The following is a 15,429-nucleotide window of genomic DNA, read 5'->3' as shown; positions in this document are numbered from 1 at the left end:
CCGGGGTGGTAGAAACGCCAGCCGTCGGCGTGCTGGAGCCAGCCGGTGACCATGGCTCCATTGCCGTTGAGGAAGTAGGTGGAGCCGCCAACGACGAGCTCGCCGGTGGTCATGATGCCGGTGGTGGGGTTGAGGTAGAACCAGCTGCCTGCGTCCTGGACCCAGCCGTGGGCGCGCGCACCGCCGGGGTGGTAGAAACGCCAGCCGTCGGCGTGCTGGAGCCAGCCGGTGACCATGGCTCCATTGCCGTTGAGGAAGTAGGTGGAGCCGCCAACGACGAGCTCGCCGGTGGCCATGATGCCGGTGGTGGGGTTGAGGTAGAACCAGCTGCCTGCGTCCTGAATCCACCCGGTCGATCGGACCCCGGATGCGGCCAGGTGGTACCAGGACTGCCCGTCCTTCCACCAGCCGGTCAGCATGTTCCCGTCGTCGTCGAAGCGGTAGACCTCGCCGTTGATCCGTGCCCAGCGCGACCGGGCGAGGCTGCCGTCCTTGCCTCGCCACTGCCACTTCTGGCCGACGGCGACCCAGCTGCCCGTGCCGGTGAGATCCGCGATACCGTCGCTTGGAGTGGCGGGGGGCTCCTGCTCGGGCTGAGGGGCGGCCGCTCGGTCCTCGGCGCCGGCTCGGTCCTTCGCCTCGGGGGAGGCGGCCTCGGACGACTCAGTAGAAGACTCGTCACGAGGCGCCTCCGGGGGAGCGGCGTCGGGATCGGCGTCAGCAGCCGCAGGGGGCTGGGGCGTAGCCGTTTCCTGCGCTGCGGGAGACTCTGCGGCCCATGCGGGTGGCGAGGTGATTGTCGGCAGGCCGACGACGGCCGGTCCTGTCAGGGCGATGGGAAGAAGTATCAGGATACTGGTGCGCACCGTTGCGCGATATGAAGTTTTCACAGACAAAGGATACCGCCTGAACAATCGCTGTGCGCTGTTCAGGCGGCTATCGAAGACGGCCGGATGAACCGGCGGCTCCGTTGATTGGACGATCGCTTCGTCGGGTGGCTACTGCCCCTGAGCGGCGTATTTGGCCTCGACCTCTGCCTTGAGTGGGCGCCACCAGGCCTCGTTGTCCCGGTACCAGTCGATGGTGGCCTGCAGGCCGGAGCGGAAGTCGGTGAACTTCGGTGCCCAGCCGAGCTCCTCGACCAGCTTGGAGTTGTCGATGGCGTAGCGCATGTCGTGGCCGGGGCGGTCGGCGACGTGCTCGTAGTCGTAGGGCGCGTAGCCCATGAGCTCCAGGATCAGCTCGACCACCTCCTTGTTGTTCTTCTCGCCGTCGGCTCCGATGAGGTAGGTCTCGCCAATGCGGCCCTTCTCGATGATGTCCCACACGGCGTCGTTGTGGTCCAGGACGTGGATCCAGTCGCGCACGTTCTCACCGGCGCCGTAGAGCTTGGGGCGCACGCCGTCGATGAGGTTCGTGATCTGGCGCGGGATGAATTTCTCGATGTGCTGGTAGGGCCCGTAGTTGTTCGAACAGTTGGAGATCGTGGCCTCCACGCCGAAGGAGCGCACCCAGGCGCGCACGAGCAGGTCGCTTCCGGCCTTGGACGAGGAGTAGGGGGAGGAGGGGTTGTAGGGCGTCGTCGGCTCGAACTTCGCCGGGTCGTCCAGCTCCAGGTCGCCGTAGACCTCGTCGGTGGAGATGTGGTGGAAGCGCGTCTTGTGGCGGCGCGCCGCCTCCAGGAGGGTGAAGGTGCCCACGAGGTTGGTCTGGATGAAGGGGGAGGGGTCTCGCAGCGAGTTGTCGTTGTGGGACTCGGCTGCGAAGTGGACGACGACGTCGGACTGTGCCACGAGCGGGTCGACGACGTCGGCGTCGGCGATGTCCCCGACGACGAGGTTGACGCGGTCGTCGAGGTCCGCCAGTGAGCCCTTGTTACCGGCGTAGGTGAGCTTGTCCAGGACGGTGACGGTGGCATCGGGGTGGCGCACCAGGGTCTGGCGGACGAAGTTGGCGCCGATGAAGCCGGCGCCTCCGGTGATGAGGACGTGCATAGAACTCGCTCCGATACATGGGAACTGTGGGCGGTGGGCGCCCGTCATGGCCGACGCCATCATGCCACAGGAGTCCACGGGAACCCACGGGCGCCTATGGGACACCGCCGTCCTGCTGCTCGAATCTCCTGGGCTGATGTCGCCTGCGGTGGCGAGACCAGATTGCAATGGTCGAGTGATGACGCGGTAAAGCCTTGATCTCTCAAGAAAAGGTGAGGAGTGGGCGGTAGGCGGGCGGGTTGGCGGGTGGAAATGCGTCCTGTAGACGTCAGATGCATCCCAAAATTATCAGTAAACTATCATTAATCTCTCGGAAACCGCTCAGGAATTAAATTTCGTGCCTCTCGAGGGAGCGGCGTCGTCGGTTCCGATAGTGAGGCCTGATTGACGCCAGTCGGCATCACCTCCAAAAGGACTCCTATGAACGTCCCTCGCGCTCTTGGCCGCATCGCCCCACGCGGCGGCCATCGCCTCAGTGGTCATGTCGGTGGTCGCAGTGCTCGCGCACTCGCGTATCGGGCCGCCGGACTCATCGCCCTGACCCCACTCCTCCTGTCAAGCCTGGCCCCCGTAGCCGGCGCCGTGCCCGGCGCCGGAAACTCCAGTGACCAGACCGACGGACCTGCACCAGTCCAGATCCTCGACCTGACCACCTCCAGCGGACAGGCCACCGAGGTCGCCCAGTCGGGGCTCGACGATGCCCAGACCTCCACGGACTCGGGCTCCGGCGACGGGACAGATGCCGAGACGTCAACGCCGTCGGCTGAGGAAGCCAGTAGTGCGGGCAACGGTTCTTCGGTGCGCCCGGCGCCGGCGAGCGGAACGACCAGTTCCGTGCGCCACGCATTCGTTCAGGCCGCAGGTGCGGCCGACGCGCAGTTCCCCTCGATCCTGCCTGCAGCTACCGACCCGCAGGCGGACGCCGCCCTTTTGACCGATCCGCTTGAGGTCGACCGCTTCCTCGTGGCCGGCTTCACCTGGACCGGCGGCGCCGACCTCCCCGAGGGCGTGCGCATCTACCTGCGCGTGAGGGAGAACGGCACCTGGTCGCCCTGGTACCTCAACGAGGCGGCCGACGCCGGTCGCGACGACCGCACCACCTCCGGCACGGGAGAGTTCATCACCGGCGGGGCCGACGCGATCCAGGCCTCCGTCGTCGGCGGCTCATTGCCCGCCGGGCTCAAACTGGCCCTCGTTCCCTCCCAGCCCCAGGGGGAGGAGGTCCTCGACGCCGACGACCTCAAGACCACCGAGGCCCCGCCGACCCCCGTCATCGAGGACGCCGCCATGCAGCCCCAGGCCGGCCGGTCCGGGGCATTGGAGAGCTCCGCGGAGCCGACCGGCCAGTCAACGTCGGCAGTGACGGCGCAGTCGATCACACCCGCGAGCTTCTCGATGGCGGAGACGTCCTCCCTGCCTGCGAGCACTGTGCCAGCCGCTCTGCCGGTCGCGACGAGTGCCAACGGCCTGCCGGTGCCGGTCACCACGAGAGCCGAGTGGGGCGCCAACGCCTCCTACATGAGCTGGGATCCCGACTACGCGAGCGCCGGCCACGTCGTCGTCCACCACACTGCCGGCACCAACAACTACTCCGCCGGGCAGTCCGCCTCCATCGTGCGGGGCATCTACTACTACCACGCGGTCACCCTGGACTGGGGCGACATCGGCTACAACTTCCTCATCGACAAGTACGGCACCGTCTTCGAAGGACGTTCCGGCTCTCTGGCCGCGCCCGCCGGCAGGATGAGCGTCGGGGCGCACGCCCGTGGCGTCAACACCGGCACCATGGGCCTGTCCATGATGGGCGACTACAGCAGCGTCAGCCCCTCGGACGCCCAGCTGAGCTCGGTGGGCAAGATGGCCGGATGGTTCCTCAGGCGCGCCGGCATCACGGACGCCAACGGCTGGGCGGGCCTGAACGTGTGGACCACCGAGCGCTACCAGGCCGGCTCCACCATCTCGATGCCCCGCATCCTGGGGCACCGCGATGTCGGTTACACCTCCTGCCCCGGAAACGTCGGCTACTCCAAGCTCGGCACCATCCGCACCATCGCCCAGCAGCAGATCAGCGGCTCCGGCGGTTGGAAAGCGGAGTCTGGCGCCTGGTACTACCTGAAGTCCGACGGCGCCAAGGCCACCGGGTGGGTGACCGACGCCGGGAACTGGTACTACCTGGACGCCTCCAAGGGCGGTGCCATGGCGACCGGTTGGCTCCGCGATGGCAGTAGCTGGTACTACCTCGATGGCTCCAAGGGCGGTGCCATGGCGACCGGCTGGGTCAGTGACGGCGGTTCCTGGTACTACCTGAACTCCGACGGCGCCCTCGCCACCGGGTGGGTGGCCGACGCCGGGCGCTGGTACTACCTGGACGCATCCAAGGGCGGTGCCATGGCGACCGGTTGGCTCCGCGATGGCAGTAGCTGGTACTACCTGGGGGCCGACGGCGCGATGGCCACCGGATGGGTACGAGGCCCTGAAGGATGGTTCTACCTCGATGGCTCCAGGGGTGGTGCCATGGCGACCGGCTGGGTTAGTGACGGCGGCTCCTGGTACTACCTGAACTCCGACGGCGCCCTCGCCACCGGATGGGTGGCCGACGCCGGGCGCTGGTACTACCTGGACGCCTCCAAGGGCGGTGCCATGGCGACCGGCTGGGTCAGTGACGGCCGCTCCTGGTACTACCTGAACTCCGACGGCGCCCTCGCCACCGGGTGGGTGGCCGACGCCGGGAACTGGTACTACCTGGACGCCTCCAAGGGCGGAGCCATGGTCACCGGCCGCGTCAAGATCGATGGGCGCTGGTCCACCTTCGCCGCAGGGGGCGCCTGGCAGGGCTACGAGGGGCTGCACCCGGTGCTGGCTGAGCCCACCGCGAGCAGGGAGCAGGTCATCGCCACGATGGTCTCTGCCTACAACAGCTCGGGCCACGTCTATCCGTCCGTGGCTCTGTCCAAGGGCGGGGCCGACACGGCTCAGAGCTTCTTCACCACCCTCTACGACGAGGCGGTGGCCGAGGGCGTTAGCCCCGAGCTGCTCTTCGCCCAGGTGATGAAGGAAACCGCCTGGCTCCAGTTCGGAGGCGATGTCGCGATCGGGCAGTTCAACTTCGGCGGGCTGGGAGCCACCGGCGGGGGAGCGGCGGGTGCCTCCTTCTCGAGTGTCCAGATCGGGTTGCGTGCCCAGGTCCAGCATCTGCGGGCTTACGCCGACTCGAGTGCGACGCCTCAGGCGCTTTCCCGTCCGCTGGTCGATCCCCGCTTCACGTACGTGCGCAAGGGATCGGCCGCCTATGTGGAGCACCTGGGCATCCAGGAGAACCCTCAGCGCACCGGCTGGGCTACCGCTCGCAACTACGGCAACGACCTGGCATCCATGATTGACCAGTACTTCGGCTAGACGGGCCGTCCCGACGGCATGGATCCAGCCGTCGATCCAGATGCCGTTCCAGGCGGGGCCGGGCTTCCTCATGGGGAGTTCGGCCCCGCTTTTCCTGCTTTCCAGATCGGTGCGTACGGTGCCGGGCGTGAGAGACTGACCAGTGTTGACTCGAAACACCAGCGTTTAATCGTTACACCAGCGTTCATCGTTATACCAGTGCCTATCTAGTTCTGACTTGCTCGCTCTGACCAGCTCTGCCGGGGGAGGACCCACGTGACCCGAGGAAACCGAGGAATCATCTACTTCCACTTCGATCCTCACGATCGCGTCCGCGACTACGTCACCCGTGCCTTGGCTTCTCTGCGGCCCCACGCCGACCACATCCTGGTGGTCTCCAACTCGCCCATCGGCGACACTGACCGGGCGCGGCTGGAGGACTCCTGCGACGAGGTCCTCGAGCGCCCCAATGAAGGACTCGACGTCGGCGCCTACCGCGCGGGACTGGAGCACCTCGGCTGGGACCGGCTCGCGGACTTCGACGAGATCATCCTGACCAACCACACCTACTACGCCCCCGTGCGACCCTGGGAGGAGGTCCTCGCCCGCGCCGCGGACTGGCGCGACATCTCGTTCTGGGGCATGACCGAGCACGATGTCATGCGCCCCCATCCCTTCCTCGCCAGGCGCGAGCTGCCCCGGCATATCCAGTCCCACTGGATCGCGGTGCGCCGCAGGCTCCTGACGGACCCCGCCTTCCGCGCCTACTGGGAGCAGATGCCGTCGGTCTCCTCCTACCGCGCCTCCATCCAGTGGCACGAGTCGCGCTTCACCGGTCACTTCACCGAGCTCGGCCATTCCTACGAGGTTGCCTTTCCCGTGGACCGCTACAGCTCGGATAACCCGGCCATCGAGGAGGCCCCGGCGCTGCTGGCCAACGGCTGCCCGCTGCTCAAACGCCGGGCCTTCTTCCACGACCCGCTCCACCAGGACCGGCAGGCCGTCGTCGGCGGGGACCTGCTGGAGGCCGCCGCACAAGCGGGCTACTGCGAGGATCTCATCCTGTCCGACGTCGTCCACACCGCGGCCGCCCGCGACCTCATCGTCAACGCCGGGCTCACCGAGGTCATCGCCGAGTCCCCCGTCGACACCGACTCCGGGGCGAAGCCGTCGACGCCGGAGCCCTCGGGCTGCGTCGTCGTGCACGTTCCGGCAGGGAGAAAAGGGATCGAGCGCGCCGAGGCGGACCGTCTCCCGGAACGCTTGGCGAGCCTGCCGGTGCACTGGCGGGTCGTGGTCACCTCGCCCACGGAACTGGATGCGGCGGAGCTGGAGCGAGTCACCGGGCGCGCCCCAGGTAGGGAGGACGGAGCGCGAGCGGTCGCATTCCGCAGGGTCCGCGATCTCGATCCGCGCGGCACCATCGCTTTCCTCACCGAGTGCGACGATCTGTGGGACCCCGGGCGCGACGGCAGTCCGGATAGCGATGCCGACGGTGACAGTGATGACGACGGCGCTAAAAGCGTCGATCTGGTCCTCGCGATCAACACCGGGCCCCTGTCCAAAACTCCCGGGAGAGCCGACGACGTCGCCCGTCGGCAGATTCTCGATTGCCTGCTCGCTTCGCCCGGCCATATGGCGGGCCTCATCGACCTCTTCGAGCGTCACTCCAGCCTCGGCGTGGTCATGCCCGCCGCCTGCCATATCGGCCGGCCCCATGGCGGACCCCAGTGGGACGGCCTGGACGGTGCCGCCGAGGCCCTGTCCCGCAGGCTCGGCCTGACGGCAGTCCTCGACCCGATGGCCCCGGCGACGCCGGTCGGGGCCATGTTCCTGGCCCGCCCCGAGGCGCTGCGCGTCCTGAGCGAGGGCGCCAAGGAGCTCGTGCATCTGACCGAGCAGGCCGCCACCGATCCCGATCAGTCGGTGGAACGTCTGAAACGCGCCCGGGCCGCTGAGGTGTTCGAGCTACTGACCATCTACGCGGCCATGTCCACCGGCTTCCACCCCCGCGAGGTCCTCACTCCCGCCTGGGCCGGACGGCTCTACGGTTCCCTGGCCCACAAGCAGCGGGCCGTCACCGCGGACCTGCCGGCCTACACCGACGAGCAGGTCAGGTTCCTCCAGGCCCGGTTCGGCCCCGAGGCCGGTCTCGGACCGCGAGTGCGCTCCTACATGGATGCGCGCCACCCGGAGGTGGCCGACGCCCTCAAACCCGCCTACCGCTACGTGACCAGCGGTGCCGCGGATCTGGTGCGTGCCGCAACGACCGCCGGCAGGCGCTTCCGCGACGTCCATCGTCGTCACGGAGAAGGCTGACAGAAGTGTCGCCATGCCGGGAGGTGCGCCCCGCATCTCCCGCTGGCGGGGTTCGGTGCGCTCATGCCGATTCCCTACTTCGTGCCTCCCTACTTCATGCCCGCCGTTTCCCGGCCAAGGGGCTCGCTCTGCGCGGGGGTGGGAAATACGCTGTCTCGACCACCGCGAGATGACCGAGGACGGCAGGGCCGTCGTTGAGATCCATCCCGCGGCCTACCAGTTCCCGGCCACGGAGAACGGAACTGTTGTCAACGGCGATCTCCTGATGTCCATCACCGGTAGGACGATGCGATCGTTCCACCACCGCACCTGTTAGTATCCGGAGCCATGGCAAAGACAGTTCTCGTCACTGGAGCCGGCGGCTACATCGGCCGCCACGTCGTCACCGCGTTGCTGGAGCGGGGGCTGGATGTCAAGGCTCTCGACCTGCGGCTCGACGGCGTCGACGACCGGGCGGAGAAGGTCGCCCTGGACCTCTTCTCCGGCGACGCCGGCATCTACGACCAGATGGGGCGCCCCGACGTCGTCCTGCACATGGCCTGGCGCGACGGCTTCAAGCACGCCTCCCATGCGCACCTGGACGACCTGGCCAAGCACTTCCACCTCATCGAGAACCTGTACGCCGGCGGACTGCCCCAGCTCGCCGTCATGGGCACCATGCACGAGGTCGGTTACTGGGAGGGCGCCATCGACGAGACCGCCCCCTGCCACCCCGCCTCCCTGTACGGCATCGCCAAGAACGCCTTGCGGGAGGCCACCTTCCTGTCCGCCCAGGCGCACGATGCCGTGGCCCAGTGGATCCGTGCCTACTACATCGTCGGCGATGACAAGTTCGGCAACTCGATCTTCTCCAAGCTCCTGGCCGCCGCGGAGGAGGGACGCACTACCTTCCCCTTCACCACCGGCAAGAACCGCTACGACTTCATCTCCGTGGATGACCTGGGCGAGCAGATCGCCGCGATCGTCGACCAGACCGAGGTCAACGGCGTCATCAACGCCTGCACCGGTGAGCCAATGACCCTGGCCGAGCGCGTCGAGGCATACATCCGGGAGAATGACCTGAACATCACTCTGGAGTACGGAGCCTTCCCGGACCGGCCCTACGACTCGCCCGGTGTGTGGGGCGATCCAACGAAGATCCGCCGTATCCTCGCCTCGAGCGCGGGCTGACGTGCCCTGAGGCACCACATTCCTCTGCTTCTTTCTTCTGCCGCGGTGAGCGGCCCGGACCACTGCCCAGAAGGGACATCATGGCAACGCTTGGCGAGGACCCGAAGCGACTCGGCATCTTCTTCTTCTTCGATGCCCAGGGCATCGTGGACTCCTACGTGGAGACCCTGCTCGCCGATATGGTGAAGAACCTCTCCGAGCTGGTCATCGTCGTCAACGGCGAGCTCACGGCCAAGAGCTACGCCAAGCTGGGTGTCTTCACCGACAACATCATCCTGCGGGAGAACAAGGGCCTCGATGTCTGGGCCTACAAGACGGCTCTGGACTCCTACGGCTGGAAGAAGCTCTCCGAGTTCGACGAGGTCGTGCTGTTCAACGCCACCATCATGGGGCCGGTCTACCCCTTCGAGGAGATGTTCACCGAGATGGCCGGTCGGAACATCGACTTCTGGGGCATCACCTGGTTCCACGAAGTCTCCTTCGATCCTTTTGGCTACGCCCTCGAGGGCTACCTGCCCCGTCACCTCCAGTCCCACTTCCACGCCTACCGCCGTTCCCTGGTGACCTCCAAGGCCTTCCAGGACTACTGGGACGAGATGCCGGAGATCAACGGCTACGAGCAATCGGTGGGCATGCACGAGGTTCCCTTCACTCAGCGCTTCGAGCGCCTCGGCTTCACTTCCGACGTCTACGTCAACACCGAGGACATGGAGGGCTTCAACTTCTGCCCGATTCTCTTCGCCCCGGTCGAGATCATTCGGGATAAGCGCTGCCCGATCTTCAAGCGCCGTTCCTTCTTCCGCCCCTACGACGATGTCCTGCGCCAGTGCGTGGGGCAGCCCAGCGCCGAGCTCTACGCCTACCTGCGCGACCACACGGACTTCGATACGGACCTCATCTGGGACAACGCCCTGCGCTCGATGAACATGGCGGACCTGGTGAAGAACCTCCAGCTCACCTACGTCCTGCCCACGCAGACCCTCATCGGCGAGTCCAAGCCGCAGAAGGTCGCCCTCATCGCGCACCTGTACTACATGGATCTGGTCGAGCCCACGCTGAAGTACATCCGCAATATGCCCGAGGGCGTCGACATCTTCCTGAGCACCTCCACCCCGGAGAAGGTGGAGCAGGTCAAGGCCGCCTGTGAGGGGCTGCCCTTCAACATCGAGGTGCGCCTCGTGGAGAACCGGGGACGCGACGTCGGCCCCTTCCTCGTGGGGTGGAAGGACGTCATCCACAACTACGACGTCGTGTGCTACACCCATGACAAGAAAGTCACCCAACTCTACCCGTACTCCGTGGGTGACGGTTTCGCCTACAAGTGCTTCGAGAACCTGCTGCCCACGCGCGACTTCGTCAAGAACGTCATCGCCACCTTCGACGCCGAACCGCGTTTGGGCTTCCTGGCTCCCACGCCGCCGAACCACGCCGACTACTTCCCGGTCTACACCTTCGGCTGGGGACCGAACTTCGATCACACCAAGACGCTCCTGCACGAGCTGGGGATCAACGTTCCCCTCGACCCGGACAAGGAGCCCATCGCTCCGCTGGGCTCCATGTTCTGGTTCCGCCCCCAGGCCCTCAAACCGCTGTTCGACCACGACTGGCAGTGGGAGGAGTTCCCGCCTGAGCCCTGCCCCATCGACGGCACGCTCATGCACGCCATCGAGCGCGCCCATGGCTATGTCGCCCAGGGATCTGGCTACTACTGCGGCTGGCTCTTCTCCGACTCCTTCGCCCGCATCGAGCTGACGAACCTGTCCTTCTACGTGCGCGATCTGACCTCCGCCATCGCCGACCACTGGGAGAGGGGCACGGAGGCGCGGATGGTGGAGCTTATCCGGGACAATCGGACAACTCGCCAACGGATCAAGGATGGCGTCAAGGAACAGGCCAAGGAAGCCAAAATGAAAGTGGGGCCGTGGGTGCCGGCTCCGCTAAAAGGGCCGTTGAAGACCATGTACCGCAAGGCTCGAGGTCTCGTGAGATGAGCGCGGCCGCAGCACCAGTGGCCGCTACGCAACCGGCCGCACCCGCGAGGAAGAGACCCAGGATCTTTTACCTGGACCTCATTCGGGCCCTGGCCACCCTGCTCATCGTCCTCACCCACTTCAACTTTCATCTTAAGGACCACGGAGGCGGATACGTCCTGACCTTCCAGCCCTTCGGCATCTACGTGGGTGCCCTGGGCGTCTCCCTGTTCCTCATCATCTCCGGTGCTGCTCTGACCATCACCTATCGGCGGCCGATCAACCTCAAACGCTTCTACTGGAAACGCTTCCTCAACATCTACCCGATGTTCTGGACCGCCTGGGTGCTGGGGACGCTCTACTACTTCCTCATCTTCAATGGGCGACCGCCCAACGCCGGCCCGTCGAAGTCCTTCATCTTCACGCTGCTGGGAGTCGACGGTCTTGTCTCAGCCTTCGGCTGGCCCACGATGTACCTGCTGGGCGAATGGTTCCTCGGATTCATCCTCCTGTACTACGTCGTCTTCCCGCTGCTGCTGTGGGCCATTGACCGATTCCCGGTCATCACCGGCGTCATGATCCTGGCGGCCTACGCCGCCACGGTGCTCATCATGCAGCGCTACTTCCCGGGCTACCCCTCGGCCATGATCCTCACCACCAGGCTTCCCGAGCTTGCCTTTGGCAGCTATTTCGTCCTCTACGTCCGCCGGGTGCACTGGGCCACCGTTATTCCTGCGGCAGCGGTCCTGGCGGTCTCCGCGATGCTCCCCGAGGAGATCCCCGAGGACGTGGGCACCACAATCGTGGGCATCTCGGCCTTCCTCATCCTCGTGGTCGCGGGCCGCTACGTGGCGATCCAGCCCGTACGGGCCCTCGTCAGCCTCATCGCCACGTACTCCTACCCGATCTTCCTCGTCCACCACGTGGTGATCCTGCTGGTCATCCAGAAGGTTAACGTCTACGGCTTCTATCCCATTCAGCGCTACATGCTGCTGGCTGCCGAGTGCGTCATTATCTTCGCCCTGTCAGTGGCGCTGGTGAAGGTCGCTGATATTGTCGTCGCCTTTGTCACTAAGGCCTTCAAGGGCATGAGTTGGCGCCCCGAGGTGTCCGAGGCTGAGCGCTGAGAGCCGCCGACGGCCCCTGAGAGTGGCGTGCAACCCGTCGGCGTGTCGAAGGCAACGGCATCTGCCGGCACGATCCGCCATGGCAGCGCTGAGAATAGTGGTGAGGTCGCGGTGTGCCCCGTGCGCGCCCCGTTGGCCCGACTCGACTACCCAAGGGAGACCCTCGTGACCCGTACCTGCCTTGTCACAGGTGGTGCCGGATTTATCGGCTGCGCGATCTCGCGCGACCTGGCGAACGCCTTCGACCGCGTCGTGGCCCTGGACAACATGCACCCGCAGATCCACCCGTCCCAGGGGCGTCCCGCCGAGCTCGACGAGCGCGTGGAACTGCACCGCCTGGACGTGTCGGTGGCGGAGGACTGGGACCTTGCTCTGGCCGAGGCCGCTCCTGACGTCATCGTGCACCTGGCCGCCGAGACCGGCACCGGCCAGTCCCTCACCGAGGCCTCCCGCCACGCAAGCGTCAACGTCGTCGGTACCACCCAGATGCTCGATGCCCTCGTGCGCCACGAGATCCGCCCGGACAAGATCGTCCTGGCCTCCTCTCGGGCCGTCTACGGCGAGGGACAGTGGTTCGACGACGAGGGGCGTCCCGCCTACCCCGGCCAGCGCACCCACGCGATGCTTCAGGCCGGGCAGTGGGACTTCGAGGGTCTGACCCCTTCGGTCCAGTCCTCCACCACCGTCAAGGCCTCCCCGGCCAACGTCTACGCCGCCACCAAGTTCTGCCAGGAGAACCTCGTGACCTCCTGGTGCGGCTCTTTCGGCGTCACCCCGGTGCTCTACCGGCTCCAGAACGTTTACGGTCCCGGCCAGTCCCTCATCAACCCTTACACCGGCATCGTCTCCCTCTTCGCCCGCCTGGCCAGGTCCGGCAAATCCATCCCGGTCTACGAGGACGGTCAGATCGTGCGCGACTTCGTCTTCATCGATGACGTCGCCTCCGCCATCGTGGCCGGTGTCCTGCACTCACCTGCCGCCGTGCAGCCCTATGACATCGGCCTGGGGGAACGCACCACCATCATGCAGATCGCCCAGGCGATCGCCGAGCACTACGGCGCCCCTGCCCCGCACGTGACCGGACAGTTCCGCGACGGTGATGTGCGTGCCGCCTGGGCGGACACCACTCGCGCCCGCCAGGCGCTGGACTGGGAGCCCCTGGTCGGTGTCACCGAGGGCATTAATCGCCTGTGCGACTGGATCGACGCCCAGGCGGACGCCTCCGCTGATACAGCCACGGCCATGTCCACCGACACCGCGACGGAGGTGTGAAACCATGCAGCTCTCTCGACTTCTCCGCTCGGAGGAAGCCCGCCAGACGCTGGACCTCACCCTGCGCCTGACTCAGCGCTCGGTCTCCTCCGAGTTCAAGGGCACGACGCTGGGACGCCTGTGGTCCTTCATCAACCCCCTGGCCACGATCGCCATCTTCGCCCTCATCTTCGGCGTCGTCTTCCGAGGCGGCGTTGTGCCGGGCCGCAACTCCGGCATCGACTCCTTCGCACTGTGGATCGGCATCGGGGTGCTCAGCTGGACCTTCTTCTCCAGCGGCATCATGTCCTCCATGAACGCCCTCGTGGACAACTCGGGGCTGCTCACGAAGGTCTACTTCCCCCGACAGGTACTCATCTACTCGGCGGTCCTGTCGCTGGCCGTAGACTTCGCCTTCGAGCTGGTCGTCCTGACCATTATCGCCATGATCATGGGGGGACCCGGGGTCCTCCTCATGCTTCCGGCGCTGGTTGTCGTCACATTATTGGCGGGTATGTTCGCCGTCGGACTGGGCCTCATCCTGTCCATCGCCACCGTCTACTTCCGGGACCTGGGACACCTGTGGCAGATCTTCAACCAGATCTGGATGTACGCCTCCGGCGTCGTCTTCCCCCTGACCATGGTTAACAACGTTCAGAACGACTTGTTCGACAAGGGCTGGCAGATCAACGGCGGGCCGATCCCGCTCACCACCATCCTGCGCCTCAATCCGGCTGAGACCTTCCTGGAGGCCTTCCGATCTTGCCTGTACGACTTCGCCCTGCCATCGCTGCCCGTCTCATTGGCTTGCCTGGTGTGGGCGGTCGTCGTGCTCTGGGTGGGCCTGTCCTTCTTCCGCCGGCACTCGGCGAGCATCGTTGAGGAGCTCTGACATTTAAGATGACTGCATCAACCGGATCGTCCGCATCATCACTCACTTCACCGGCGCAGGCCGTCTCGGAAGCATCCTCGACGGCACCCGCTGTACGCATTGAGGATGTCTCCAAGCGCTTCAGGATCTACCACCACCGTAATCAGTCCCTCAAGGGCGCGGTCCTCCAGCGCAGTCGTGGCGTCTATGAGGATTTCTGGGCTCTGAAGGACATCACCTTCGACATCCCGGAAGGCAAGACCTTCGGGCTCATGGGGCACAACGGTTCGGGCAAGTCCACCCTGCTCAAGTGCATCGCCAAAATCCTGGCCCCCAACACCGGTTCCATCACCGCCCGCGGGCGCATGGCCGCCATGCTGGAGGTCGGTTCCGGCTTCCACCCCGAACTGTCCGGGAGAGAGAACATCTTCCTCAACGGCGCCATCCTGGGGATGAGCCGAAAGGAGATCGAGGCTAAGTTCGACGACATCGTCGACTTCTCCGGGGTCGGCGAGTTCATCGACCAACCGGTGAAGAACTACTCCTCGGGCATGTACGTGCGCCTGGGCTTCTCCGTGTCCATCCATGTCGAGCCGGAGATCCTCCTAGTCGACGAGGTCCTGGCCGTGGGTGACATGGAGTTCCAAGAGCGCTGCATGGACAAGTTCGCCGAGTTCCGGGAGGGCGGTCGCACGGTCGTCGTCGTCTCCCACGGGTTGGAGCAGATGCGCACCTTCTGCGACGAGGTCGCCTGGCTCGACCACGGCAGGCTCAAGGAGGTCGGACCGGCCCCCACGGTCATCGACAAGTACTCCGACGTCACCCACGGCGCCAAGAAGGTCAAGGACGGCATCGGTACCCGCTTCGGCAGCGGTGAGGCCCAGATCAGCCGCATCGAGCTGCTCGACCGTGCGGGCAGGTCGGTCAGCTCCATGCGCACCGGGGACGAGGCCACCATCCGCCTGCACTACCGCTGTGAGGAGACGATCGAGAAGCCCGTTTTCGGCTGCTCCATCGACACCCGCGAGGGCATCTTCGCCTGGGGTCTGCACGGCCTCGACGACGGGTTCCAGCCCGAGAAGATCGAGCCGGGCGAAGGAGCCGTGGACATCTCCATCCCCGCCATGATGCTGCGTCCAGGCGCCTACCTCATCTCCGGGTCCATCCAGCCCTGGCAACTCTCCAGCGTCATCGACGCCTACCAGAAAGCCACCGCCTTCGACATCACCCCGGGGCCGCGCATGGAGTCCGGGGGCCTGGTGGCCCTGGGCGCCCACTACGAGCGCATCACCCCGCCGCGACCCATGGTCGAGGTCACTAAGACGGACTGAGGTCCGGCGGGGTGGGCCGCT

General features: G+C 65.9%; 10 protein-coding genes and 1 pseudogene. 9 read left to right on the top strand and 2 right to left on the bottom strand.

Translation table 11 applies throughout. The annotated features are described in order from the left end of the window. Together FK256_RS06980 and rfbB are read right to left on the bottom strand one after the other, a co-directional pair. Positions 1 to 866 (bottom strand): annotated as a pseudogene (locus FK256_RS06980) (NlpC/P60 family protein); the annotation flags it as partial. Positions 867 to 998: 132 nt separating this feature from the next. Beyond that, positions 999 to 1,994, bottom strand: a complete 996-nt coding sequence (gene rfbB / locus FK256_RS06975) for a dTDP-glucose 4,6-dehydratase (protein ID WP_141424230.1) — start codon at positions 1,992 to 1,994, stop codon at positions 999 to 1,001. A 420-nt stretch (positions 1,995 to 2,414) separates the two neighbouring features. Here rfbB and FK256_RS06970 point away from each other — a divergent pair, with 420 nt between their 5' ends. The 9 genes from FK256_RS06970 to FK256_RS06935 all read left to right on the top strand — a co-directional run bounded on the left by FK256_RS06970 (position 2,415) and on the right by FK256_RS06935 (position 15,408). After that, positions 2,415 to 5,390 (top strand): N-acetylmuramoyl-L-alanine amidase, encoded by a 2,976-nt coding sequence (locus tag FK256_RS06970; protein WP_141424229.1) that lies wholly within the window; start codon positions 2,415 to 2,417, stop codon positions 5,388 to 5,390. Positions 5,391 to 5,645: 255 nt separating this feature from the next. Beyond that, positions 5,646 to 7,688, top strand: a complete 2,043-nt coding sequence (locus FK256_RS06965; protein WP_141424228.1) for a rhamnan synthesis F family protein — start codon at positions 5,646 to 5,648, stop codon at positions 7,686 to 7,688. A 169-nt stretch (positions 7,689 to 7,857) separates the two neighbouring features. Further along, complete coding sequence (locus FK256_RS14265; RefSeq protein WP_170197925.1) at positions 7,858 to 8,004, top strand: hypothetical protein; 147 nt, start codon at positions 7,858 to 7,860, stop codon at positions 8,002 to 8,004. Between the two features lie 11 nt (positions 8,005 to 8,015). Beyond that, complete coding sequence (locus FK256_RS06960; protein WP_141424227.1) at positions 8,016 to 8,858, top strand: NAD-dependent epimerase/dehydratase family protein; 843 nt, start codon at positions 8,016 to 8,018, stop codon at positions 8,856 to 8,858. An 80-nt stretch (positions 8,859 to 8,938) separates the two neighbouring features. Continuing rightward, positions 8,939 to 10,849, top strand: coding sequence for a rhamnan synthesis F family protein (locus FK256_RS06955; protein WP_141424226.1), 1,911 nt, complete (start codon positions 8,939 to 8,941; stop codon positions 10,847 to 10,849). Next, on the top strand, positions 10,846 to 11,955 hold the full coding sequence (locus tag FK256_RS06950) for an acyltransferase family protein (protein ID WP_141424225.1): 1,110 nt from the start codon (positions 10,846 to 10,848) through the stop codon (positions 11,953 to 11,955). The genes FK256_RS06955 and FK256_RS06950 overlap by 4 nt, the downstream gene beginning before the upstream one ends. 165 nt (positions 11,956 to 12,120) lie before the next feature. Then, positions 12,121 to 13,227, top strand: coding sequence for an NAD-dependent epimerase/dehydratase family protein (locus FK256_RS06945; protein ID WP_141424224.1), 1,107 nt, complete (start codon positions 12,121 to 12,123; stop codon positions 13,225 to 13,227). A 4-nt stretch (positions 13,228 to 13,231) separates the two neighbouring features. Then, positions 13,232 to 14,098 (top strand): ABC transporter permease, encoded by an 867-nt coding sequence (locus tag FK256_RS06940; protein ID WP_021607341.1) that lies wholly within the window; start codon positions 13,232 to 13,234, stop codon positions 14,096 to 14,098. A gap of 8 nt (positions 14,099 to 14,106) precedes the next feature. Then, on the top strand, positions 14,107 to 15,408 hold the full coding sequence (locus FK256_RS06935; RefSeq protein WP_141424223.1) for an ABC transporter ATP-binding protein: 1,302 nt from the start codon (positions 14,107 to 14,109) through the stop codon (positions 15,406 to 15,408). Positions 15,409 to 15,429 lie beyond the last annotated feature (21 nt).

The organism is Actinomyces johnsonii (assembly GCF_006546835.1).
Lineage (GTDB): Bacteria > Actinomycetota > Actinomycetes > Actinomycetales > Actinomycetaceae > Actinomyces > Actinomyces johnsonii.
Note: the sequence above shows the minus strand (reverse complement) of the source record. Positions and strands in the feature narration are given on the sequence as shown.